Origin of the sequence: Blautia segnis (genome assembly GCF_014287535.1) — a bacterium.
In the GTDB taxonomy this organism is placed as follows: domain Bacteria; phylum Bacillota; class Clostridia; order Lachnospirales; family Lachnospiraceae; genus Blautia_A; species Blautia_A acetigignens.
The window spans coordinates 73,236-95,791 of record NZ_JACOOT010000025.1; the positions used below are offsets into that span (position 1 = coordinate 73,236).

Genomic DNA, 22,556 nt, shown 5'->3' on the forward strand with positions numbered 1-22,556 from the left:
GTTTACAAATTTTTAGCATTTCGCTATAATGTCTTTAACAACACATTCGTACTTTAATACGATATAGTCAAAAAACAGAAAGGATTTTACGCCTATGAGTCAGTCAACATTCGGAAAAAAATTCACAGTAACTACCTGGGGAGAATCTCACGGCAAGGCACTTGGGGCAGTTGTGGACGGAGTACCTGCAGGACTTTTCCTTACAGAGGCCGACATTCAGGTTTATCTGGATCGCAGAAAGCCTGGACAGAGCCGCTACACTACATCCCGCAGTGAGGGTGATCAGGTAGAAATTCTCTCCGGCGTATTCGAGGGCAGAACTACAGGAACTCCCATCTCCCTGATCGTGTATAATAAGGATCAGCGTTCCCAGGATTATGGAAATATTGCCCAGACTTACCGTCCCGGACATGCGGATTTTGGCTTTGACAGCAAATACGGTTTTCGGGATTACAGAGGCGGAGGACGTTCCTCCGGACGGGAGACCATCGGCCGGGTAGCAGCCGGTGCCATTGCAGCTAAGATTCTTAAAGAGCTTGGCATTACCCTGCAGACATATACAAGCTCTATCGGACCTGTCTCCTGCCAGGGCTTTCATCCTGAGGTGATTTCGGAGAATTCTTTTTATATGCCGGATATGGTTGCCGCAAAAAAAGCAGTCCAGTATCTGGAGCAGTGCATGAGAAAAAATGACAGTGCAGGCGGCGTGATCGAATGCCGTATTAATGGTGTTCCTGCAGGTATCGGAGACCCTGTTTTTGGCAAGCTTGATGCAGCATTTGCGCAGGCACTGATGTCTATTGGCGCAGTCAAGGCTGTAGAAGTCGGTGACGGTGTAAAGGTTTCTTCCATGAAAGGCTCCACGGATAATGACGGTTTCCACATGGAAGACGGCAAGATCACAAAAACCACCAATCACGCCGGAGGTATCCTTGGCGGCATCAGTGACGGCGGACAGATTCTTCTTCGCGCCCATGTAAAGCCTACTCCGTCCATCTCTCAGGCACAGCAGACCGTCACCAGGACCGGAGAAAATATTTCCATCGAGATCAAAGGCCGCCACGACCCGGTGATCGTGCCAAGAGCCGTTGTAGTTGTAGAATCTATGGCTGCCATCACCCTGGTAGATGCCATGTTCTCCAACATGAGCGCCCGCATGGATTATGTGAAGGATTTTTATCTGTAAGAAATGTCTTTTCCTAGAGCGTGTTTGAAAAAGGCTTTCTGCAAGATGTGCGTCACAATTTGTGGGAGATTTTGTCCGCATGAAGGCGCCGTAGCGGGCTACGGCAACTGAATTCGGGCAAAATCTCCCGCAAAGTGGGGCGTACAGATTGCGGGAATGATTTTTCAAACACGCTCTAAAGCTCCCTCCCGGATTCGGAGGGAGTTTTCTTTTACAAACTACTTAGTTCTAAATTTCTGCACTTGCAAAAACAAGGACAGCTATCTGCTTTTACTTTCAGATAACTGTCCTTGTTTTTTATAATCGCTTTTTCACGAAAACATCAGGCCTCCAAATCCTCAATGTCCTCTCCATCCGGAACCGGCCAGATGTTGATGCAGTTCGGAGTCTCGATCTTACGGGGCTTGCCTTTCATCATAATGATGTTCTTCTCGTAGTCTACCTTGAAGGTGGTTACGCTGTTGCTGGAATGGTTGGCAACGGCAATGTGCTGGTTATCCGGGAAGATTACCAGGTCCTTCGGGTAATCACCGCTAACCGGAAGCACAAATTTGCGCTCCAGAAGTCCGGTCTCCCCATCTACCTCAAACATGGCAACGGTATTCTCACCTGCTGTTGTGCAGAACAGGTGCTTGCCGTCCGGTGCAAGCGCAAGTCCGGAAGCTGCATTGTGGGAAACACCAGTCTCCTTCTTCGCCAGAGTGGATACGCTCTGAAGCAGTTCAAACTCCGGAGCATCTCCGCTTCCGTCATAGCTGTACACCTTGATCTCATTGCTCAGCTCAAAAAGAATGTATGCAAAACGTCCGTCTGCGCTGAAGCGGATAATACGCGGGCCGCTCTCTCTCGGGCAGCGGACAATATCTACAAGCTCAAGCTTGTCTGTGCGCTTATTGATGCGATACACCTTTACCTGGTCGATTCCATTGTCTACTGCACAGAGATACTTATTGTCCGGTGTGGGACGCACGCAGTTTACATGAGGGCGGAAGTTGCGCTCTGCCACGCTTCCAAGTCCTGTATGGAACACGCCGTCCATAACGCTTCCAAGACGTCCATCCTTATGTGTATGCACAACTGTCACCTTGCCATCATGATAGCCTGCAACGTAAAGATATTTGCCGTCTACGTCTGTTGCCAGGAAGCATCCGCGCATGCCGTCGATATCAACGCTGTTGATACGGGACAGATCACCGTTGTGATCACGCTTGAAAACCGCAACTCCTTCGTCCTCGATGGAATACAGATACTTGCCATTCTTGGACACTGCGGTATAAGATGCATTGCTTACTTCCACTTCGCTTCTCTCTGTGAGAGTACCTTCTTCCAGGTTCACGTCATAAACCTGGATTCCTTTGCTGGTTCCGTGAGTATAGGTACCTACATAAGCCACATATTTCTTCCCCATTTGTCTAGCCTCCTACAGTCTCATTTCTGGAAACCATTTGCTTTCGCTGCTTTTCCGTTCTCAATCTGCAGCGGTCCTGGTTACTGTTCAGTACATTCCCAGTAACTGATTTGGTTTCTTTTATGTAATTTGTAACTGAATTATACCACACCCGGTTTCAAAGAACAAGCTTTACTGCATCCAGAGTTTCCATAATAATTTCATCTGTGTGGGCAGCAGATAAGAACATTGCCTCAAACTGGGAAGGTGCCATGTGGATTCCCATTTTCAGCATTTTCTTAAAATACTCTGCAAAGGCCTTGGTATCAGAGGTTTTGGCGGAAACATAGTCCACTACAGGCTGCCCGGTAAAGAACAGACTTCCCAGGGAGCTGATGTGGTTCATCTGTACCTTCAGGCCCTTTTCCCGGGCAATTTTTTCCATGCCGCCGTAAAGCATCTGGCCCTTGGCTTCCAGTTCTTTATAAATTTCCTGATGATCGTATAAATATTTCAGCTGGGTCAGACCTGCTGCCATGGCAACCGGGTTTCCGCTTAAGGTTCCTGCCTGGTAAACCTTTCCTGCCGGGGAAACCAGCTCCATCACGTCTCTTCTTCCGCCGTAAGCGCCCACAGGCATTCCTGCGCCGATGATCTTACCGTAGGTCACAAGGTCCGGAGTTACGCCAAAATACTGGGCTGCGCCCCCAAATGCCAGACGAAATCCTGTGATAACCTCATCGAAAATAAGAAGTGCATGATACTGATCACAAAGAGCCCGAAGCCCCTCAAGGAAGCCCTCGCATGGAGGAACCACACCCATGTTGGCTCCAACTGCCTCCACGATCACAGCTGCCACCTGGCCGTCTGCCTGTTCAAAAAGAGCCTTCACGCTGCCAATGTCATTGTAAACTGCCAGCATGGTATCCTCTGTGCATCCCTTTGGCACGCCTGCGCTGTCCGGCACGCCGCTTGTCATGACACCGGAGCCAGCACTTACCAGCATGGCATCGCTGTGTCCGTGATAGCAGCCTGCGAATTTGATGATCTTATTTTTCCCGGTAAAGCCTCTGGCAACACGGATAGCACTCATAACGGCCTCTGTTCCGGAATTGACCATACGGATCATGTCCACATGAGGGATCCTCTCGCAGATAAACTCTGCCATCTCCACCTCAATCTCAGTGGCACAGCCAAAGCTTAAGCCGTTCTCACATGCCTTTAACACACTTTCCCGGATGGCCGGGAAATTATGGCCAAGGATCATCGGTCCCCAGGAATCAATGTAGTCAATATAGCGGTTGCCGTCCACATCGTAAATGTAGCAGCCGTCTGCCCTGTCAATAAATCTTGGTGCCTCTCCGATGGATCCGTAGGCACGCACCGGGCTGTTTACGCCTCCTGGAATCCTTTTTACTGCTCTTTCAAAAAGCTTCTCAGACTTTGTCATCAGCCGATTCTCCCTTCGTCCATCATTTTTGCGATTTCCTCTGCAAAATAGGTGATATAGATCTGGGCACCGGCACGGTATGCGCCAACTGCCATTTCCCCGATAATGCGCTCTTCATCGATCCAGCCCATTTTGGCTGCTGCTTTTACCATGGCGTACTCGCCGCTTACGCTGTATGCAGCTACCGGAACATTCACAGCCTTGGAAATCTCAGATACCATATCCAGATAGGACATTGCCGGCTTCACCATAATAATGTCTGCGCCCTCCTCAATATCCATAAGAGCCTCTTTCATCCCCTCTCTTCTGTTGTGGAAATCCATCTGGTAGCTCTTGCGATCGCCAAAGGCCGGGGCACTTCCTGCCGCATCACGGAACGGGCCGTAGAAAGCAGAAGCATATTTCACCGCATAGGACATGATCGGGATATTGGAAAATCCGCCCTGATCCAGTTCCTTACGGATTGCTGCCACACGGCCGTCCATCATATCAGAAGGCGCGATCATATCGGATCCTGCCTGTGCGTGGGACAGGGCTGTTTTTGCAAGAAGCTCAAGGGTCTTGTCATTGTCCACATCATGACCGCAAAGCACGCCGCAGTGTCCGTGAGAAGTATACTCGCACATGCAGACATCTGTTACATAATACATTTCCGGAAATCTTTCCTTGGCAGAACGAAGGGCTTTCTGCACAATGCCGTCCTGGGCATAGGCACCGCTTCCGATCTCATCCTTATGATCCGGAATTCCAAAAAGCATGATGCTGCTTACTCCTGCTTTTTCCAGCTGCTCTAACTTATAAGGCAGACGGTCCAGGCTGTAGCGGTACTGGCCTTCCATGGACGGGATTTCTTCCTGGATCCCGGTTCCTTCCATAACAAATAAAGGATAGATCAGGGAGGATTTGTCCATTCTGGTTTCCCTTACCATTTTTCGCAGGGTCTCCCCGCCTCTTAATCTTCTTGGTCTTTTGATCAGTTCCATTTTTCTTCACTCCTCTTTAATGTTTCAACCAGCTCGATCAGGCTGTCGATGGTGGCTTTCTCTGACATATAGGTCTGCATTCCGTAAGCATCTGCTGCGGCTTTGGTCTGTTTGCCAATGCAGGCAGCACGCACCCTAGAATAGTCCAGTCCGTTTGTACTCTTCACAAAGCCTTTCACAGTGGAAGCGCTTGTGAATACGACCATATCAATGCTGCCCTCTTCGAATTCCTTTTTCTCGTCGATCAGCGGGCAGTTCTGGTAATCGGTTTCATAGGTAGGCACATCTTCAACTGAAGCGCCTGTTTTTTCCAGTTCTTCTACCAGAGTCTTGTTTCCAAGCATAGCTCTTGGAATCAGGATCTTTTCTTTTCCTGTCAAAAGGCTGGCAAGCTCTTTGCCCAGGGTGTCGCCGTCATAAACAGATGGCACGAAATCTGCGTAGATGCTTCTTTCCAGAAGCTTCTTTTTGGTGCCCTCGCCGATGGCTGCGATTTTGACGCTGCCAAGGCAGCGGATGTCCACTTTCTTTTTGCCCAGTTCCCGCCAGAATACTTCCACGCCTGCGGGACTTGTAAATACCAGCCAGTCATAGGTGTTAAGCTTTGCAAACGCTTCCTGAAGCCTGCTCTGATCCTCAAGGGGGCTGATGCTGATGGACGGAAGCTCCAGTACCTCAGCGCCTTTTTCCCGAAGCTTTGCCGCTGTTCTGGAAATATTTTCCCTCGGTCTTGTGACAAGAATCTTCCATCCCGCCAACGGCAGCTTCTCATACCATGCAAAATCTTCAGAAAGGGTACAGACTTTGCCTACCACAATAATGGCCGGAGTCTTGATCTTCTGTCTGTCGGATTCTTTTTTCAAAGTGGAAATGGTGGCGATCACTCTTCTCTGTCCTGCTGTGGTTCCCTTGGATAATACAGCTGCCGGCATATCCGGATCCATTCCAGCCTCCATCAGGCCTTTGCAGATGTCTTCCATGGCCGTTAAGCCCATGAGGAAAACAAGGGTTCCTTTTGTGTGAACCAGCGCTTTGAAATCAATGTCATATTCCATTCCCTGGCGCTTGTGTCCGGTAATGATGTGCACAGAGGAACAAAAATCCCTGTGGGTTACCGGAATTCCGTTGTAGGCAGGCACGGAAATAGGGGAGGTCACTCCCGGTACCACTTCATAGGGAACCCCTTCTTTCGTAAGAAGCTCCAGTTCCTCGCCGCCTCTTCCAAATAAGAAAGGATCGCCGCCTTTGAGGCGCACTACCCGGTTTCCTTTTTTCGCCTCGTCTGCAAGCACCTGATTGATCATATTCTGGGGCATCATGTGATGTCCGGCACGTTTTCCAACGTTGATCAGTCTTGCATCCGGCGGGATCCTGGTGAGGATTCCCTGGCCTACAAGGCTGTCGTATACCACTACGTCTGCTTTTTCCAGCACGTCTGCGCCTTTTAAGGTGAAAAGACCTGCATCTCCAGGGCCTGCACCAACCAGCCAGACTTTTCCCATCTCTTTTCTTTCTTCCTGTTTTGCCACTTTATATTCCTTCCGGCAGCGCTCCTTCAGCTCCTTTGCAAGGGCGATTCCAAGCGCTTCGGCCTCTGATACGGCTCCTGTTTTGCTTCCTTTGAGATAATGTCCGGTCTCTTCTTCATAGTAAAGGCCGCACAGCTTTAACTGTCCCTCCTGAATCTGGCCGTAAGCTGCCACAGGGGAGGTACACCCGCCGTTTAAATATCTTACAAATGCACGTTCCGCAAGGGCAACACTATGTGCCTCCGGGTCATCGTAGCCCTTCAGATACTCATAGTCCAGTCCTTTTTTGCCCTGTACCGCAAGGATTCCCTGGCCTGCTGCCGGGAGGATCTCCTCTGTGTCAAAATAACGGCTGATTCTTTTTTCCAGGCCAAGGCGCTTCAGTCCGGCTGCTGCAAGAACAAGGGCAGAATACTCTCCGGAGTCTAATTTTTCCAGTCTTGTCTGAAGGTTTCCGCGGATGCTTTTTACTTTTACATCCGGGAAAATCTCCTGCAGCTGCAGCTTTCTTCGCAGGCTGGAGCAGCCGATTGGTTTTGAGGCATCCAGTTCTTCACAGCCTTTTGGAAACACCAGCACGTCTCTTACATCCTCTCTCTTGGAAAATGCCAGGATGGGAAGCTCTTCGGATTCTTCCATAGGCATGTCCTTCAGGCTATGTACAGACAGCTGGCTTCTTCCCTCCAGAAGGGCGCGGTCCAGTTCTTTTACAAAAAGGCCTTTGCCCCCGATTTTGTCCAGGGTGCGGTCCAGAATCTTGTCCCCGGTGGTTTTCATGGTAAGGATATCCACTTCCATGTCCGGATGATTCTGTACAATGAAGTCCTGTACCATCTGGCTTTGAAGTACAGCAAGCTTGCTTTCCCTGCTGCCGATCACAATTTTATTACTCATAACTCTCCTCGTCTTTTGCAATTTCTTCCAGAAGGGCCTGCACTTTTTCGCGCACGGCTCTGGCTTTTTTGTGGTTCATGCCGCTGGCAGTGATTCCCACCACCACATCATCCTTCAGGCAGATTCCGGGAAAATAGAAGTCGCACAGGTCTTTGTCGCTGGCTACATTTACGTAAATTCCCTCTTCCTTGCAGGCATGATAGATTTCTTCATTTAATTCCCTGTTGTTGGTTACCGCCAGCACCATATACGCCATGGAAAAATCGGATTTTTTCACAGGGCGGGGCTGGATCTGGATCTTGCCAAGCTTGCCAAGCTCCCACAGATCTGCCGTCATTTTCGGCGCGATCACGGTGATGTTCCTTGTAAAAAGCAGCAGTGCCTTTACTCTTCTGGTTGCAATGGTTCCCCCACCCACAACAACCACGTTCTTGTCTGACAGATCCACATACAGTGGAAAATAACGCTTATTTTTCATATGTTTTCTCCAGTCCGGCTACACATTCCAGAAATGCCTTCTCATTCATGCTGTCTCTTAGGCCAAACAGCATTTTGTTTACTACCTTCTCCATTGCTTTGTCTACTGCGCTCATCAGCTTCTCTTTGTCCTCTTCTTCCAGAGGGCTGTTTTTCAGAGGCTTCATAATGCGCAGGTTAAAATCGTTGACTGCATTTTCTTTGATTTCCTGGATTCTCGGGATCAGTTCCTTTCCATCCAGCCATTTGAAAAATTCGTCCATCTGCTCTCTGACGATCTTTCCTGCGGCTTCTAAGTTTTCCTGAAGCTCTGCGGGAGTTTCGTCCATGCGGAAGCTGTCCATGTCAAATAGAGTGACGCCTTCGAATCTGCCTACTTCCGGCTCAATGTCTCTTGGCACGGCAAGGTCGATGAGAATGATGTTTTTCTCAAGTTCCAGATTCTCAAACAGTTCTTCCCGGAGGGTGAAGTTGGGGCTTGCGGTTGCGCTTACCACCAGGTCGCACTTTGGCAGATATTCCATTCTTTCCCCGTAGTTGATTCGCTTGCATCCAAATGGGATGTTTACCACGCCGCTTCGGTACTGTCTTACGGTGACGGTTACGTCTGCGCCAGCCTCCTCTAATGCCTGAGCGGCTACTTTTCCCATTTCCCCGTTTCCAATTACCATACAGACTTTACCGGCAACAGAGTAGCCCTGTTTTTCCAGCATCTGGATGGCCTGGTGGATGACGGAAGGGTTGCCGTGGGAAAAAGGAACCTCTGTCTTGATCTTCTTGCCTGCGGTCACGGCCATGCGGAAAAGAACTTCCAGGGCGCCGTCTGTGGTAAAGTGTTCTCTTGCAATTCCAAGGGCATCTTTTACCTGGGTGAGGATCTGGTCTTCTCCCAAAATCTGGGATTTCAGGCCGGATGCAAGGTAGAAAAGATGTTCTACGGCATCGTGCCCTTCTCGTTTGGTGAAATATTTCCTGTATTCGTCGTTGTGGACATTTTTCAGTCGGCACAATTCCTCATACAGGGAAATTTCCGCTTCCTCGTCTACGCTTGCCCAGACTTCCAGGCGGTTGCAGGTGGACAATATGATACAGCCGTAGATTCCCGGCTGTTCCTTTATTTTTTCCATGGCCTCCCCTGCATTTTTCTTTGTAAATGCAAATAAGGCTCGTATATCTACGGGAGCCATACTATGGTCGATTCCAATCATGGAAATACTCATCTTATGTAATTTCTCCTTCTGAAAAACTTGCGGTTGCTTCGTCAGAGCAGAATGAATAAAAACGGGCCTGCGCTGACGTCCATTGCCTATTTTACTAATTCAGCCCGATATTGTCAAATAAAACCGGGAAAAAGAGTTCCCGGTTTTGTGGCTTTCTGACCGCTCCCTCGACTATAAATATTTTATAGTCTTTATCTGCCATTAAATGCACCTGCCTTATACATTTTCTGAAGATTATGCGCCTGTCGCAATTCCTTCTCTGTTAATTGGGAAATAGCTTTAATGCTGTTATTTTCAAGCTCTTTTTTCAAAATGCCATCCACGGCTGACAGATAGAAGTTTAGCTGACCGGCGTATTCTGGCTTAAAGTCACCAATGCCTGCTCAATATCCCGTTCGAGCATGTCTTCCCGAAAAGGAATGAAATCAAATACATACGGGTCTTTCATGGTCTGCACCGCAAGTTCACTCTGCGGAGATGGCAGACGATGTTCAAAATTTGTGACCTTATTCGCCAGTACCTGTCGCTGATACAACCTGATTTCAATTTAATGGACAAGAACATTTCGAGACCAGCCGTTCTGTACGGTTGCATTCGCATACCAGATATGCTCTTCCGCAGTTTTAACCTTATCCATCAACGCAACATTATGATACCATGTAATTTGTGCAAGCACCTCTTGCACAATTTTTCTGTCAGAAAAACGGGCGGCAAATCCAAAGCACATTATTGTGCAGCAGTAATTTCACGCTTGATATTTTCAACAATGGAGAGATACTCCTGTGTATTCATTAGCACGCTCATCACCTCACTTTCATATAATTCTCATCCTATCCTTACATATCTCTGGTTTCTGCTGTTAGGCTTATCTGGTAAGGTCATTTGAATTAAATTCATCTCAATTGCCGGATGAAGGTAATTTCTTCGGAATCCTTCTTTCGCTTTTAGACCCATCTTCTCCATCAAATCATTGCTCGTGTAGGGAACGTCGTATTCCATAACTTCAAGCAGCTTTTGAACAGATTCTGGAAGATATTCATTTTTCTCATTGATTTGAACAGAAATGTCATCCAGGATTTTATCAATTTGTAATAACATAAATTCAATAAAAATGGTTGATTCTCCAGCGACATGACACCTGGAAATAGCCTCATAATATTCGTCTTGGAACTTTTCAATCTGGCTTTCAATAGGAATATATTCAAACACTGTTTTCCATTTGGAAAGAATAGCCGTATGCCACAATCTAGCCATTCTGCCATTTCCGTCAGAAAAAGGATGAATAAATACAAATTCATAGTGAAAAACACTGCTCAAAATCAATGGATGAACATCATTTCTGGCTCTTTTCATCCAGGTAAATAATTCATTCATAAGCTGCGGCACAAATTGTGCTGGCGGTGCCATAAAGATGCACTGATCACCATTAAAGACACCTTCTTCTCCCGAACGAAACTCACCAGATTCTGTTACAAGATACTTTGTCATAATTCCGTGAAATTGTTTTAAATGTTCAATATTATAAGGATCAATTTCCCCCAAATGTTCATAGGCCACATAGGCATTCTTTACTTCCTGAATTTCTTTTTGTGCGCCTAACACAGCCTTACCATTAATAACATCTCGAACCTGTCCCAAAGTCAGTGAGTTCGCTTCAATTTTCAGCGAGGAATGAATGGATCTGATTTTATTGTTTCTTCTCAAATGCGGTTTTGCTTCCAGATTTCCGGTTGCAGTTATCCGCCCTATTTTTTCTGAAATCGACGATACATACGATAATATTTTATTCGTTATAGTAAAAGGCGGTTTGTATTCTCCCATGTAAACACCTCCATCATCTTGCGTATTATCTTACGTATTATCTTCCTCTATTATACGGATTTTATAAAAAAATTCAATCTGCTTAACAAATGAAATTCATAATTTTTCAAATTTAATACACCAGTTTACAACTTTATAAGTGATAGACTTGCTGACTAATCAACTGTTTTAAAGCCTTTGCCATAGCATTTGATTTTTTACGCACATCTAATTAGATTTCGTGTGTAAAATTATTGTGTTTAAACCTATATACTAAAAATATTTTCGATGTATATAACCATATTATCCACTGATATAAGTTACAGAATATCCTCAACGTCACAGGTTCTATCCGAATACTCTTTTTAACAATTCCACAACATCCTCATTTTTCAGCATATATCTTTTCAAAGAATTCTGATCAAATGGTTCTTGCTCCAATAAGTTAATCAAACTATGTATATCAGTATTTACCGCTATTGGCAACTCTTCCACTTTTTCAAGCATAAGTTCTGAAGCAATGCGCAAAACATCTTTTTTATGCTTCTTAATATCACTGGAATCAACTTTTTCACCTAAATCTTTTCGCATTTTCAAATCAAGATACGCTTTTGCTTTAAAAAGAATTATATATTCTGCTCTTAGGACAGAAAGTCCATTAGAATATCGCAGGCAGCGCCGCCTATTAAAACATACTGTTCTTCATAATCTGCAAAGTACTTCCGAAATGTGTCTAATCCTTTGACCATACATATTCCTCCAACATCTTATTAATAGAAAGATCAACCCGTTCCTCTTCTTGTTCCTCTCCCGTCTGTGACAATGCTACACTCAAAGGATCCTGCAATCCTTTTCCCCAAAAATCAATAAAATATCCCAATTCCAAAACGACACAGCCAATTTCTTCCAGTTTACCTGCTTGTCTTTCCATTTTCACTCCACTGGCTTTCAGTTCTTTCTTCGTTACTGCATAGGTAGGATAAACATTATCGGACAAAAGAGAATACTCACACAAAGCAGAAATACCTGCTTTCTTTTCAAGTTTCATATCTTCTCTCAGAATAAATCTTCGAATGACTGGATCTCTTAATATATGTTCAATCTGCAGCCATAATTCTTTTCGGTCATCTGGAATCTCGATGACTCTTGATTTACTTTTCATACCTAACACGCCAACATTTAAATATTCCAACTCATCAAAACATCGGCTTGCAGATTTTGTTGACACTCCCAATCTTTTCGCTACATCAGATACTTTCACTCCATTCCAGCGTTCATAAATAGCTGTCAGAAGCATTTTTTGCGTCAGAAATGATATCAAATGAACTGGTGCCAGCTCTCTTTCATTTGCCTTACTCAACAAATATCCAATAAACGGGAGAAATACCTGCTTCCCATCTATTACAAACGGAATTCCTTCTTCCATCAGCTTTTCTTTTATATAGAATGTCGTTCGGTCAAGAAATATTGCACAGTTTAACCCTGTGATTTTTTCTACACTAGCTCTGTCTCTTCGCAGCAGGACAAGTCCAACGTCATCTTTTGGATGAAGAGCCATCCACAATACACCATTCGTCTCTACTTTAAAAATATCATATCTTCCACGATATACTAATGGGAGCTTTTTATATAACTCTTTATTCTCCATCATTATTACATTTTGCCGTAATGATTCTTCCAGAAATTTTTTCATATCAATCACCTTTTATAAATGTGACTATTTTTACGTCACATTTATAATTTATCATATATTGTTCTATTTTTCAAGAAACAAACGGTCTCGTTAAAGGTAATTTCTTCAGAATCCTTCTTTCGCTTTTACTCCCAACCGTTCCATCATCTTGCGTATTATCTTACGTATTATCTTCCTCTACTATACCGCTTTTATTTCAATTCAATTTTGATGTAATTTGTGCAACAACCTACTGCGCAAATTCTTGATTCGAATTATCGGCAATAAATATACATATTTCAATTATTTTATTTTTGCCGATACGATTAACTTCTGCCAAAAAGACTGGATACCGCATCTTATGGAGCAGCATCCAGTCTCATTTATTTTCTTCTTATTGCAGAAAATAGCATAGCCCGCACTACACTATCTTCTGCGTCTGCTTATCCCTGAAGGATTTTAGAATTATTTCGCAGCTTTTGCGTGCTCCACGAAAATATGGCGGATGCTTTCGTATTCGCCCAGGCCTTTGAGGACGGTTTGTACTTCATAACCTTTCTGGCTGATGATGGTTTTCCAGGAATCTGGCTCATCGCCGGCCATGTCGTTCTTGGCATGGTCTCCTGCAACAATCATAAGAGGGGCGATTACCACTTTTTGGGGTCCGCATTTTTCTAACTGCTTTAATACCTGGGAAATTTCCGGGTAGCCTTCTACAGTTCCCACGATCACATTTTCATGTCCCATGTCCTTAAATCTGTAGTCAAGGGCTGCATAAACTGCGTTGGCGTAGTGCTCGGTTCCATGACCCATAAGCACCAGTGCAGTTTCTTTATCCTCAATTACCGGGAATGCCTCTGCAATTGCTTTCACTACAAGTTCATTGTCCTCTTCAGTAGTCAGAAGGGGGGTGCCAAAGGTCACGGACTGGAACTGACCTGCATATGTAAGGACGTCCTCTTTCATAAGGTCATTTTCCACGCCGTTCATTACGTGGGTTGGCTGAACGATCACATCTGTGATGCCGTCCTTTAACATATGTTCCATGGCTTCTTTTACATTGTCATAATGAATGCCGTCTCTTTTTTCCAGTCTGGCAAGAATCATTTTGCTGGTCCATGCCCGGTAAAGACTGCAATCCTCAAATGCTGCTTTTAAGTCTTCCTCAATGGCATCGATTGTTACTTTTCGGGTGTCGCTGTGGCTGGTTCCGAAGCTCACTGCGAGAATTGCTTTTTTGGCTGTTTCGCCCATTTTGATTTCCTCCATAATTCCTATCATTTTCATACATGATCCTGCCGCTTACAGGCACCATGCCCATTTCGTAACGATTAAATGCCTCCGCGTATTCCTGAAATTTGATATTTTCAGACAAATTTTATTATAACTTACCCTGTATGCTGAGTAAAGAAAATTTTTTATAAGCCCTGGTTGCCCGCCGGGGACATTTATGGTAAATTCTATCTGGAGGTGTACAGACTTATGACAGAAAATCAGAACAAAGTAATAGAACTTGTTAAGCAGACCAAGCCCCTGATTTTTCAGGAAATGACCCATGAGAAAGTGACGGAAAAAGGGGCTGCGGATTATGTGACAAATGTGGATGTGGCAGTGCAGAATTTCCTGAAGGACGCCCTTGCCAAAGAGTTTCCGGATATTGCATTAATTGCGGAGGAAAAAGAAAATCTTGGGCTGGATCCGGCGAAATCCTACTGGATTCTGGATCCCATTGACGGAACTACCAACCTGATACGGGACTATCATCTCAGCGCAGTGTCCCTGGGACTTTATGAAAATGGTGAGATTACCTTCGGAGTTGTTTACAATCCGTTTACAGAAGAACTTTTCTGCGGGGCAAAGGGAGAAGGGGCATTTTTAAATGGAGTGCCGATCCACGTTTCGGACCAGCCGGAATTTAAAGATGCGGTGGTTTCCTTTGGATCTTCCCCTTATGAGAAAAACCGGGCGAAGGATCTGTTCCCGGTATTTTATAACGTATTTATGAACTGCGCAGATTTCAGAAGAACCGGATCTGCCGCCCTTGACCTTTGCTATGTGGCATGCGGCAGACAGCATGCATTTCTGGAGCAGAACCTGAAGCCATGGGATTACAGCGGCGCTACAATCATTCTAAAAGAAGCAGGCGGCACCATCTCTGGCTGGAAAAATGAAAAGCTGCCTTATCTTGCCAATGCGGATATTCTGGCCTGCGTACCCCAATTCCGGGAAATACTGCTTCAGTTAATTGAGCAGAAATGTTAATCTGCAAGTTTTTTCCAAAAGCATATTAAAAAAAACATTTGGCAAAATGTGTGTTGCAATTTGCGAAAAATTTTGCCCAAATGAAGCTCCGAATTCAGACGAGATATACTGTAAAGTGGACATGCAGATTAGGAAAATGGTCTCTCAAAGATAAACGTAACTTTAACAATATTTATCCATACAACCAACTCTCCGTCATTGTAAAAAGACGGAGAATTGGTCAGAAAAACATCCTACGATATTCTGGCAGAAATTATTCCGCCGTGTACTCTCTTACCCGCAGCGGGATTCCCAGCTTTTCTGCCACTTTGCGGCTTTTCTCGATGTTCTCTTCGCCAATGCAGTCTACTACTGTAAATTTCACATTTTCCGTATACTTCTTGCAGTCTGCAGCAAATTTCAGCATTGCGTCAAAGGCTTTCTCCCCGTATGCCGGGCGGACTACTTCATTGTAGGATTTGGCATCGGGCATGTTCAGGCTGATGGAAACTACATCTACTGCGGAACAGACTTCTTTTGCAATGGAGCGCTTATTGATCAAGTCACCAAGGCCGTTTGTATTCAGGCGAAGCTTGATTCCTGCACAGGGATTCCCGTCCCGGTCAAGATGTGCCGGATATTTTCTTCGCATGTACTCGCTGACTGCAATCAGCTTGTCCAGTGCCATGGTTGGTTCTCCGTAGCCGCAGAAGACAGCTTCTTTATATCCTGAGAAATCAAATGCATCGATTGCCTTGTAAATTTCCTCCATAGTTGGCTCTTTATCAAACCATAACGTCTTTGCCTCTCCCACAGAATCCCCGTTATTTCGGATACAGAAAGTACAATTGCAGGGACATTTATTCGTCAGATTGAAATACACCTCATCATTATAACAATATACAATATCAGCCATGATATACACACCTTTCTATTTCTTTTTACACAATTCTCCAAGATATTTCTCAAAGCAAACCCCATCGTTCCGGTCGGTTCCCTCTTTTACGGTTTCTGAAATTGCTTTGGAGAGAAAATCCACTGCCAGTTTCACGCAGTCCATCATGGACATTCCCCGCACCAGGCCTGCACTTAAAATGGAAGCGAACAAATCTCCGGTTCCGGAATAGCTGCTGCCCTCTTTCCTGGCAAAATACCAGGAGAGCACACCATTTTCCACTACCAGATTTCCCATCTGGGTTTGCACTTCCTCTGTACCTGCCTTCACTGCCTGGGTTTCTTTTTCATATTCAATCCCGGTAATTACTGCTGCCTGCAGATGAAAGCGCTCCGCCAGCTCTTCCCCGATTTTCCCAATCTGCTCCAGGCGTTTCTCCCCTGCCAGGGCCATCAGGGATGCATATCTTTTTTCCATCTCTGACTTTCCGTCCAGCAAAAGCAGCGCTTCCGTAAGGTTTGGCGTGATCACCTGGGCACAGCTTACCAACTGAAGCATTTTTTCCCGAAGCCCTTCTGTGTAAATCCCATAAGCGCTGCCGTTGTCTCCCATTACCGGATCCACCAGCACCATAGTCTCTGGGCTTCGAAATCTTCTGAAAAAATCCAGGATCTTGTCTGCCTGTTTCTCATCTGCCAGAAATCCGGTATAAATCCCGTCTGGGGCAAACCCAAGCTTCTCCCATTCATCCATGACTTTTTCCATATGATCGGTATAGTCACAGGCATAGTAGGACGGGTAACCAGTCTGGTTGCTGAGAACTGCCGTGGGAAGGGGGACTGCCTGCACGCCCATTACCGAGATTACGGGAATGGCGGCTGTCAGAGAACATTTCCCAAGCCCGGACAAATCCTGAATCACTGCTATTTTCTTCAAATCTATCACTCCTGCAAAGATGTTAGCTGCTATCCCCTTGATCATGAGCAGCAGATTCTAACATCTTGTAAATTTTATGTTTATATTGTAGAATAACACTTAAGTGTATGTACAGAAATATCCAAATTAAACTTTTTTCGAGGGGACAGTTTTATGTTAGACATTGCAAAAGACCAGAATCGCACCACACATCTTTACATGGAGGTTTATGAATATTACAAAAAGCTGATTCTGGATAGGAAAATGGCTCCGGGCAGCAAAATGCCTTCTCTTCGCAAATGCTCCCAGGAGCTGAAGCTTTCCCGCACCACCATTGAGACCGCCTATCTGCAGCTTGCCGCAGACGGCTATATTATGGCAAAGGCCCAGAGCGGCTACTACGTAACGGAGATCGCATCTCACCACCATATGAGCAGTCAGCCGGACAGACGGGATGAAATCCACTACCGCTATGACCTTGCCTCCTCCGGCGTTGACCGGGAAAGCTTCCGCTTCGATCTGTGGAGCCGTTATATGAAAAGCGCCCTTCGCCAGGATGAGCGCATGCTCACTTACGGAGAGCCCCAGGGGGAGACGGATTTCCGGGAAGCGCTGGCTGCTTATATCCGGGAGCGCCGGAACATTCTGTGTTCCCCGGATGACATTGTGGTAGGTGCCAGCTTCCAGAGTCTTCTGCAGATTCTGTGCCCGCTGATCCGGGAAGTATATCCGAATTTCGAACAGGTATCCTTTCCCACACCTTCTTTTGTCCATGGAAGTACTGTTTTTGCGGATTACGGCTATGAAATCCACTATCGGAATAAAGACTGCGATGTGGTTTATGTTTCCCCGGCGCATATGACCAAGTGGGGCGAGATCATGCCGGTAAAACGCCGTCTGGAGCTTTTGAAATATGCAGATGAGCGGCATCATCTTGTAATTGAGGATGATTTTGAAAATGAGTTCGTGTATTTTCAGAAGCCTACTCCTTCCCTGTTCGGACTTTCCGGAGGGCAAGGCGTGGTTTATATTGGCTCTTTTTCCAGGCTTCTGCTGCCCTCCATCCGAATCAGCTTTATGATTTTGCCGCCAGAGCTTCTTGCCGCCTACCGAAAAAAAGCCTCCTTTTATAATCAGACCGCTTCCAAGGCAGAGCAGATCGCTTTGTGCCAGTTTATCCGGGACGGCCATCTTGCAGCCCAGACCAGAAGGCTGAAACGGCTTTACGCTTCCAAATTAAAGCAGCTTCGAAGCGCGATCCGGCAGGTGTTCGGCTCAGTCTGTCAGATCCAGGTGGGCTCTGCCGGAACCAGTCTTGCTCTTACCCTGCCCTGCGAAAAAAACGGGGAAGAATTAAAAAAGCAGGCCCGTTTGAAAGGCCTGCGTCTGCAGATTCTAAAAGAAACCGAATCAGAGGTAACGGTTCTGATGTCCTGCTCTTCTATGGCAGTACAGGATTTCGTTCCCGCATGTGAATTACTGAAATCGATTGTCACTGCCTGAAATTCACTTTATATAAACAGCGTATGATCTGACAGGCTGTCCTTAACAAATCATACGCTCTAAGCCAATTACCCCCGATTATTATCGATCATATACAGCAGCGCATTACAAATACATGCCGCAATGTTGGATCCACCCTTGCGTCCTCTTGCTACAATATAAGGCACATCCGTATGCATGATCAGCTCCTTGGACTGTACTACATTCACAAAGCCTACCGGCACGCCAATGATCAGCTCCGGATTCAGCTTTCCGTCCTCAATCAGCTCATAAAGCCGAACCAGTGCAGTAGGCGCATTTCCGATGGCAAAGATCAGTTTCTTATCCAACCCTGCTGCCTTATCCATGCTGGCTGTGGCACGGGTGGAACCATTTTCCTTTGCGATTTTTGCCACATCTTCATCGGACATAAAGCAGTACACCTCGCCGCCGTATCTTGCAAGAGCACGCTTATTGATTCCCGCTTTTGCCATCTGGGTATCCGTTACAATGCAGGCGCCGTCCTTGATTGCCTGGATTGCTTTCTCCACTGCATTTTCAGAAAAGCAGAGGTTCTTCGCATAATCAAAATCCGCGCTTGTGTGGATACAGCGCTTTACCACCAGCTCCGTTCCCGGAATTAGGGGGGTATCTCCAAGCTCCTCTGTGATAATTTCAAAGCTTCTTTTCTCTATGTCCATTGGCTTTACATTTTCAAGTTCTACCTTCATTTTTATACCCCCTCTTCCAAAATCTGATAAATTTTCTTCATATCCAAATGCTTCCGAAGCTCTGCCGCCAGAATATCATACTGGGTTTCCTTAAACGCTTGGAAATCCATTCCGGTCATTCCGGATACATCCAGTCCTTTCTTTTCCCCGATGATGTGAACGATTGCCTCTGCCACAGCTTCCTTGTCAAAAACACCGTGGACGTAGGTTCCGCACACATTGTCAAGATGGGCTCCGTCGGCTTTTTGCTCCCCTGTCACGCTGTCACAGATGGCAGTGGATGGCTTCGCCGCTCCTTTCAGAACGGTCTCGCCCATGTGGATCTCATAGCCCTCCAGCGCAGTACCGCTAAGCTTTGCAAAAGCTCCATCCAATTCTCCGAAGGTACCCTCCACCCGGGTCCTTGTTTTCTTTTCAGCAAAAACAGTGTCCATTGGAAGAAGTCCCATTCCTTTTATGGTACCGCCGGCTTCCACCCCATGAGGATCGCTTAAGCTCTCTCCCATCATCTGATAGCCGCCGCAGATTCCGAAAATCAGCTTGCCTCTTGCGGCTTCTTTCAGGATCAGCGCTTCCAGCCCGTTTTCCCGCATCCACAGAAGGTCTTCCATAGTGTTTTTGGTTCCGGGCAAAATGATCATGTCCGGATTGCCAAGCTCAGAAGGATTTTTCACATAGCGAAGGGAAACGCCCGGAATGCTCTCCAGAGGATTGAAATCCGTGAAGTTGGAAATTCTTGGCACACGAATTACCGCAATGTCAATCAGATCCACAGAGCGTTTGGTCTCAAAACGCTCTGTCAGGCTGTCCTCATCCTCCACCTGAATGTTCAGATAAGGTGCCACCCCAACCACCGGAATGCCGCTTCTTTCCTCCAGCATATCCACGCCGGGATCCAGAATGGTTTTGTCTCCGCGGAATTTGTTGATGATCAGGCCTTTTACCATCTTTTTCTCATCTTCTTCCAGCAGCATAACTGTTCCGATCAGCTGGGCAAAAACACCGCCTCTGTCAATGTCGCCTACCAGCAGCACTGGAGCCTTGGCCATTTTCGCCATTCCCATGTTTACGATATCATCACTTTTCAGGTTGATTTCCGCAGGGCTTCCTGCTCCTTCTATAACAATAATATCATTTTCTGTTGCAAGGGCATTGTACGCCTTCATAATGTCTGGCACCAGTTTCTTTTTGTATTTGAAATAGTCTCTGGCGCTCATGTTTCCCAGGACCTCGCCGTTTACGATCACCTGGGAACCCACATCGTTGGTGGGCTTCAAAAGAATGGGATTCATCAGAACGGATGGGGCAATTCCTGCGGCTTCCGCCTGCATCACCTGGGCCCGTCCCATTTCCAGCCCTTCTTTTGTGATAAAGGAATTCAGTGCCATGTTCTGGGATTTAAAGGGTGCCACCCGATATCCATCCTGCTTGAAAATTCTGCAAAGCCCTGCTGCCAGAAGGCTTTTTCCTGCATTGGACATGGTACCCTGCACCATAATTGCTTTTGCCAAAATGTGTTCCTCCCCCTGAGTATGTAAGTTATACTTCATCTAAATCATGTAAAAAAATCATTTCTGTAATTCTCTCAACGCCCGGATCAGCTGCTGGTTGTCCTGGTGATTCTTCACTGCCACCCGGTAATACCCTTTGGAAAGTCCGGTGTAGTTGCTGCAGTCCCGAATGAGGATCTTCTTCTGTTCCAGCTGGTCATAGAGATTTTCCGGGCCTTCAAAGAAAACGTAGTTCGCCTGTGATGGATAAACCGGATAGCCAAGCTCCGTCAGCTCCTTTTTCAGGTAGGCAAGCTCCTCAAAGATGATCCGTCTTCCTTCTTCCACATATTCTTTTTCCTTCAAAGCTGCCAGGCCGGCTGCCTGTGCTATAGAAGAGACATTCCATGGCTGGCTCATGCTTTCCATTTTTTCCAGAAGGGCACGGTTCCCGCAAAGCCCGTAGCCAAGTCTTACTCCCGCCATGGCGTAGCGCTTGGTAAAAGCCTTGAAAAGGAACAGGTTCTGATGGCTTTCCAGATGTTCCTTCAGAGTATATGCCTCCGGTGCTTCCACAAAATCCAGGAAGCACTCATCCACTGCCATAAAAATTCCAAGCTGCTGGCAGCGGTCCAGGATTTTTTCCAGAAGAGGCTTTTCTACCAGAAGGCCTGTGGGATTGTTGGGATTGCACAGGAAAATAATGTCCACATCCGGGGTCAGCGCCTGGAGAAAGCTTTCATCCAGGGCAAACTGTTTTGCCTTTTCCAGAGGAAAATATTCCACCTCACAGTCCACGCTGTACAGCGCCTGCTGATACTCTGCAAAGGTGGGAGCCGGCACCAGGGCTTTCTTTGGATTTACCGCCCGGCAAAGGGAAAAGATCACCTCTGCTGCGCCGTTTCCGCAGATTACCTGCTCCGGTTTGGTGTGTTCGTATTCTGCAATGGCTTCTTTGAGGGGAGCGCAGCCAACCTGGGGATAGTCACCGATGTGATCCAGGCTTTCTATAATGGCTTTTTTGATTCCCTCCGGGGTGCCAAGGGGATTGCAGTTTGCTGAGAAGTCGATGCACCCCTGGTGATGGTAGACATCACCGCCATGTATGTGTTTTTCCATTTTTGTTTCTCCGTTAGACAGCAGACTTGTTGCTTGTCTGCATATTTATATATTGATATCCTTGCTTTATATTCCAGCATACAGCCATACCAGCATGCGCACGCCCCAGAACAGGATTGCGCCTGCAATACAGGTTGCGTAAAGCAGTCGGTTCGAGCGGGGAATATCCTCGATTTCCACTGGACGGATAGGGTCTCCTATGGTTGGTTTTTCATATAATTTGCCGAAATAATAGGCGTTTCCCGCAAGCTGCACATCCAGGGCCCCTGCCATAGCAGCCTCTGTCTGGGCAGAGTTGGGGCTGGCGTGATTCTGGCGATCCCTTCTATAGATTTTCACTGCATTTTTGGTGTCCATTCCCACAAAAACAGTGGACAGGGCCATAAGCCAGCCGGAAGTCCTGGCCGGAATATAGTTGGCCACATCGTCCAGCTTTGCGGCGCATCTTCCAAAATACAGGTATTTGTCGTTTTTGTAACCCAGCATGGAATCCATAGTGTTGATTCCCTTGTAAAGAAACATAAGAGGGATTCCACCGATCGCCATATAAAGCATGGGGGCAATGATTCCATCGGAAGAGTTTTCCGCAACGGTCTCCACTGCGGCTTTTGTCACGCCCTCTTCGGTAAGCGACTGGGTGTCACGGCCTACGATCATGGAAACTGCGTATCGCGCTTCCTCGATGGTTCCGTTTTTCAGCCGGTCGTACACTTTCATGCTCTCATCCTTTAAGGATTTGGTTGCCAGAAGCTGTCCGCACCAGAAGGTTTCCAGCACAAAGCCGACCCAGAAGTTCCATTTATAAAGCAGATGGATGATGCCAAAAGGAACCAGAAATGTGATCAGGCACACAAGGATGACTTCCAGGACACCGCCTGCCAGCTCTCCTTTTTCTGATTTTGGAAAAACCTTCCGGATTCCTTTTTCCAGTACGCTGATCAGTTTTCCGATGAGGCATACCGGGTGGTACAGCCATCTTGGATCGCCCATAAGCAGATCCAGAAGAAACCCTGCCGGGAGGGTGAATAATCGTATCATGTTTGTTGCTCCTTCATTCCACCTGTGTTCCAGGCAATATTTTCTGC

The 22,556-nt window shown here is 46.4% G+C and carries 21 protein-coding genes and 2 pseudogenes; 4 read left to right on the forward strand and 19 right to left on the reverse strand.

The genetic code is table 11. From position 1 onward, the window contains the following. Window positions 1–94 precede the first annotated feature (94 nt). Window positions 95–1,186, forward strand: a complete 1,092-nt coding sequence (aroC, locus tag H8S54_RS11230) for a chorismate synthase (RefSeq protein ID WP_117853919.1) — start codon at window positions 95–97, stop codon at window positions 1,184–1,186. Between the two features lie 45 nt (window positions 1,187–1,231). Further along, a pseudogene (locus tag H8S54_RS19025) lies at window positions 1,232–1,489 on the forward strand (DUF6783 domain-containing protein). 19 nt (window positions 1,490–1,508) lie between these two features. On the opposite strand, the gene H8S54_RS11235 reads toward H8S54_RS19025, so the two are convergent. From H8S54_RS11235 to H8S54_RS11285, 13 genes and pseudogenes are all read right to left on the reverse strand, one after another. Next, window positions 1,509–2,594, reverse strand: coding sequence for a lactonase family protein (locus tag H8S54_RS11235; protein WP_021926041.1), 1,086 nt, complete (start codon window positions 2,592–2,594; stop codon window positions 1,509–1,511). A 157-nt stretch (window positions 2,595–2,751) separates the two neighbouring features. Next, window positions 2,752–4,023 (reverse strand): glutamate-1-semialdehyde 2,1-aminomutase, encoded by a 1,272-nt coding sequence (gene hemL / locus H8S54_RS11240; protein ID WP_186901502.1) that lies wholly within the window; start codon window positions 4,021–4,023, stop codon window positions 2,752–2,754. After that, window positions 4,023–5,006: a porphobilinogen synthase gene (gene hemB / locus H8S54_RS11245; protein WP_021926039.1), complete on the reverse strand. Its 984-nt coding sequence runs from the start codon at window positions 5,004–5,006 to the stop codon at window positions 4,023–4,025. The genes hemL and hemB overlap by 1 nt, the downstream gene beginning before the upstream one ends. Then, window positions 4,997–6,508, reverse strand: coding sequence for a uroporphyrinogen-III C-methyltransferase (gene cobA, locus H8S54_RS19030; RefSeq protein WP_243176796.1), 1,512 nt, complete (start codon window positions 6,506–6,508; stop codon window positions 4,997–4,999). The genes hemB and cobA overlap by 10 nt, the downstream gene beginning before the upstream one ends. 57 nt (window positions 6,509–6,565) lie before the next feature. Continuing rightward, window positions 6,566–7,429: pseudogene (gene hemC, locus H8S54_RS19035) on the reverse strand (hydroxymethylbilane synthase); the annotation flags it as partial. Further along, entirely contained in the window at window positions 7,422–7,907 is a 486-nt protein-coding gene (locus H8S54_RS11255; protein WP_021926037.1) for a precorrin-2 dehydrogenase/sirohydrochlorin ferrochelatase family protein, read from the reverse strand. The gene H8S54_RS11255 and the pseudogene hemC, both read right to left, overlap by 8 nt. Continuing rightward, window positions 7,897–9,126 carry a glutamyl-tRNA reductase gene (gene hemA / locus H8S54_RS11260; RefSeq protein ID WP_186901504.1) on the reverse strand — a complete coding sequence of 410 codons (1,230 nt, stop codon included), beginning with the start codon at window positions 9,124–9,126 and terminating at the stop codon, window positions 7,897–7,899. Before hemA ends, H8S54_RS11255 begins: the two co-directional genes overlap by 11 nt. A gap of 340 nt (window positions 9,127–9,466) precedes the next feature. Next, the gene (locus H8S54_RS18625) at window positions 9,467–9,661 is read right to left on the reverse strand and encodes a hypothetical protein (RefSeq protein WP_330600172.1); all 195 of its coding nucleotides are present in this window, start codon (window positions 9,659–9,661) and stop codon (window positions 9,467–9,469) included. Window positions 9,662–9,673: 12 nt separating this feature from the next. Beyond that, entirely contained in the window at window positions 9,674–9,853 is a 180-nt protein-coding gene (locus tag H8S54_RS19040; RefSeq protein ID WP_334298059.1) for a DUF1016 N-terminal domain-containing protein, read from the reverse strand. Window positions 9,854–9,951: 98 nt separating this feature from the next. Beyond that, on the reverse strand, window positions 9,952–10,947 hold the full coding sequence (locus H8S54_RS11270; protein ID WP_186901505.1) for a Fic family protein: 996 nt from the start codon (window positions 10,945–10,947) through the stop codon (window positions 9,952–9,954). A 327-nt stretch (window positions 10,948–11,274) separates the two neighbouring features. Further along, window positions 11,275–11,517, reverse strand: coding sequence for a hypothetical protein (locus H8S54_RS18280; RefSeq protein ID WP_021926033.1), 243 nt, complete (start codon window positions 11,515–11,517; stop codon window positions 11,275–11,277). A gap of 142 nt (window positions 11,518–11,659) precedes the next feature. Then, entirely contained in the window at window positions 11,660–12,619 is a 960-nt protein-coding gene (locus H8S54_RS11280) for a hypothetical protein (RefSeq protein WP_186901506.1), read from the reverse strand. Window positions 12,620–13,063: 444 nt separating this feature from the next. Further along, the gene (locus H8S54_RS11285) at window positions 13,064–13,852 is read right to left on the reverse strand and encodes a sirohydrochlorin cobaltochelatase (RefSeq protein ID WP_186901520.1); all 789 of its coding nucleotides are present in this window, start codon (window positions 13,850–13,852) and stop codon (window positions 13,064–13,066) included. Between the two features lie 216 nt (window positions 13,853–14,068). On the opposite strand from H8S54_RS11285, the gene H8S54_RS11290 reads away from it, so the two are divergent. Continuing rightward, on the forward strand, window positions 14,069–14,860 hold the full coding sequence (locus tag H8S54_RS11290) for an inositol monophosphatase family protein (RefSeq protein WP_330600175.1): 792 nt from the start codon (window positions 14,069–14,071) through the stop codon (window positions 14,858–14,860). A gap of 253 nt (window positions 14,861–15,113) precedes the next feature. Here H8S54_RS11290 and H8S54_RS11295 read toward each other — a convergent pair whose 3' ends face one another. Further along, window positions 15,114–15,755: a TIGR04100 family radical SAM protein gene (locus H8S54_RS11295; RefSeq protein WP_021926028.1), complete on the reverse strand. Its 642-nt coding sequence runs from the start codon at window positions 15,753–15,755 to the stop codon at window positions 15,114–15,116. A gap of 15 nt (window positions 15,756–15,770) precedes the next feature. Beyond that, complete coding sequence (locus tag H8S54_RS11300) at window positions 15,771–16,670, reverse strand: pyridoxamine kinase (RefSeq protein WP_243176790.1); 900 nt, start codon at window positions 16,668–16,670, stop codon at window positions 15,771–15,773. Between the two features lie 153 nt (window positions 16,671–16,823). Here H8S54_RS11300 and pdxR point away from each other — a divergent pair, with 153 nt between their 5' ends. Then, window positions 16,824–18,152: a MocR-like pyridoxine biosynthesis transcription factor PdxR gene (gene pdxR / locus H8S54_RS11305; protein ID WP_021926026.1), complete on the forward strand. Its 1,329-nt coding sequence runs from the start codon at window positions 16,824–16,826 to the stop codon at window positions 18,150–18,152. 68 nt (window positions 18,153–18,220) lie between these two features. Here pdxR and H8S54_RS11310 read toward each other — a convergent pair whose 3' ends face one another. The 4 genes from H8S54_RS11310 to cbiB all read right to left on the reverse strand — a co-directional run bounded on the left by H8S54_RS11310 (window position 18,221) and on the right by cbiB (window position 22,509). Next, window positions 18,221–18,862 (reverse strand): precorrin-8X methylmutase, encoded by a 642-nt coding sequence (locus H8S54_RS11310; protein ID WP_021926025.1) that lies wholly within the window; start codon window positions 18,860–18,862, stop codon window positions 18,221–18,223. Between the two features lie 2 nt (window positions 18,863–18,864). After that, on the reverse strand, window positions 18,865–20,373 hold the full coding sequence (locus tag H8S54_RS11315; RefSeq protein WP_186901509.1) for a cobyric acid synthase: 1,509 nt from the start codon (window positions 20,371–20,373) through the stop codon (window positions 18,865–18,867). Window positions 20,374–20,430: 57 nt separating this feature from the next. Next, window positions 20,431–21,471 carry a pyridoxal phosphate-dependent aminotransferase gene (locus H8S54_RS11320; RefSeq protein WP_021926023.1) on the reverse strand — a complete coding sequence of 347 codons (1,041 nt, stop codon included), beginning with the start codon at window positions 21,469–21,471 and terminating at the stop codon, window positions 20,431–20,433. 66 nt (window positions 21,472–21,537) lie between these two features. Further along, the gene (gene cbiB, locus H8S54_RS11325) at window positions 21,538–22,509 is read right to left on the reverse strand and encodes an adenosylcobinamide-phosphate synthase CbiB (RefSeq protein ID WP_186901510.1); all 972 of its coding nucleotides are present in this window, start codon (window positions 22,507–22,509) and stop codon (window positions 21,538–21,540) included. Between the last annotated feature and the right edge of the window lie 47 nt (window positions 22,510–22,556).

What these genes read in the sequence shown, in the direction of transcription:
- pdxR (WP_021926026.1), top strand. Translation starts at nt 16,824, where the DNA reads ATGTTAGACATTGCAAAAGACCAGAATCGCACCACACATCTTTACATG.
- H8S54_RS11270 (WP_186901505.1), bottom strand. Translation starts at nt 10,947, where the DNA reads ATGGGAGAATACAAACCGCCTTTTACTATAACGAATAAAATATTATCG.
- cobA (WP_243176796.1), bottom strand. Translation starts at nt 6,508, where the DNA reads ATGGGAAAAGTCTGGCTGGTTGGTGCAGGCCCTGGAGATGCAGGTCTT.
- hemA (WP_186901504.1), bottom strand. Translation starts at nt 9,126, where the DNA reads ATGAGTATTTCCATGATTGGAATCGACCATAGTATGGCTCCCGTAGAT.
- H8S54_RS11255 (WP_021926037.1), bottom strand. Translation starts at nt 7,907, where the DNA reads ATGAAAAATAAGCGTTATTTTCCACTGTATGTGGATCTGTCAGACAAG.
- H8S54_RS11295 (WP_021926028.1), bottom strand. Translation starts at nt 15,755, where the DNA reads ATGGCTGATATTGTATATTGTTATAATGATGAGGTGTATTTCAATCTG.
- hemB (WP_021926039.1), bottom strand. Translation starts at nt 5,006, where the DNA reads ATGGAACTGATCAAAAGACCAAGAAGATTAAGAGGCGGGGAGACCCTG.
- H8S54_RS11280 (WP_186901506.1), bottom strand. Translation starts at nt 12,619, where the DNA reads ATGAAAAAATTTCTGGAAGAATCATTACGGCAAAATGTAATAATGATG.
- hemL (WP_186901502.1), bottom strand. Translation starts at nt 4,023, where the DNA reads ATGACAAAGTCTGAGAAGCTTTTTGAAAGAGCAGTAAAAAGGATTCCA.
- H8S54_RS11235 (WP_021926041.1), bottom strand. Translation starts at nt 2,594, where the DNA reads ATGGGGAAGAAATATGTGGCTTATGTAGGTACCTATACTCACGGAACC.
- H8S54_RS18280 (WP_021926033.1), bottom strand. Translation starts at nt 11,517, where the DNA reads ATGCGAAAAGATTTAGGTGAAAAAGTTGATTCCAGTGATATTAAGAAG.
- H8S54_RS11310 (WP_021926025.1), bottom strand. Translation starts at nt 18,862, where the DNA reads ATGAAGGTAGAACTTGAAAATGTAAAGCCAATGGACATAGAGAAAAGA.
- H8S54_RS11320 (WP_021926023.1), bottom strand. Translation starts at nt 21,471, where the DNA reads ATGGAAAAACACATACATGGCGGTGATGTCTACCATCACCAGGGGTGC.
- cbiB (WP_186901510.1), bottom strand. Translation starts at nt 22,509, where the DNA reads ATGATACGATTATTCACCCTCCCGGCAGGGTTTCTTCTGGATCTGCTT.
- H8S54_RS11285 (WP_186901520.1), bottom strand. Translation starts at nt 13,852, where the DNA reads ATGGGCGAAACAGCCAAAAAAGCAATTCTCGCAGTGAGCTTCGGAACC.
- aroC (WP_117853919.1), top strand. Translation starts at nt 95, where the DNA reads ATGAGTCAGTCAACATTCGGAAAAAAATTCACAGTAACTACCTGGGGA.
- H8S54_RS19040 (WP_334298059.1), bottom strand. Translation starts at nt 9,853, where the DNA reads ATGTGCTTTGGATTTGCCGCCCGTTTTTCTGACAGAAAAATTGTGCAA.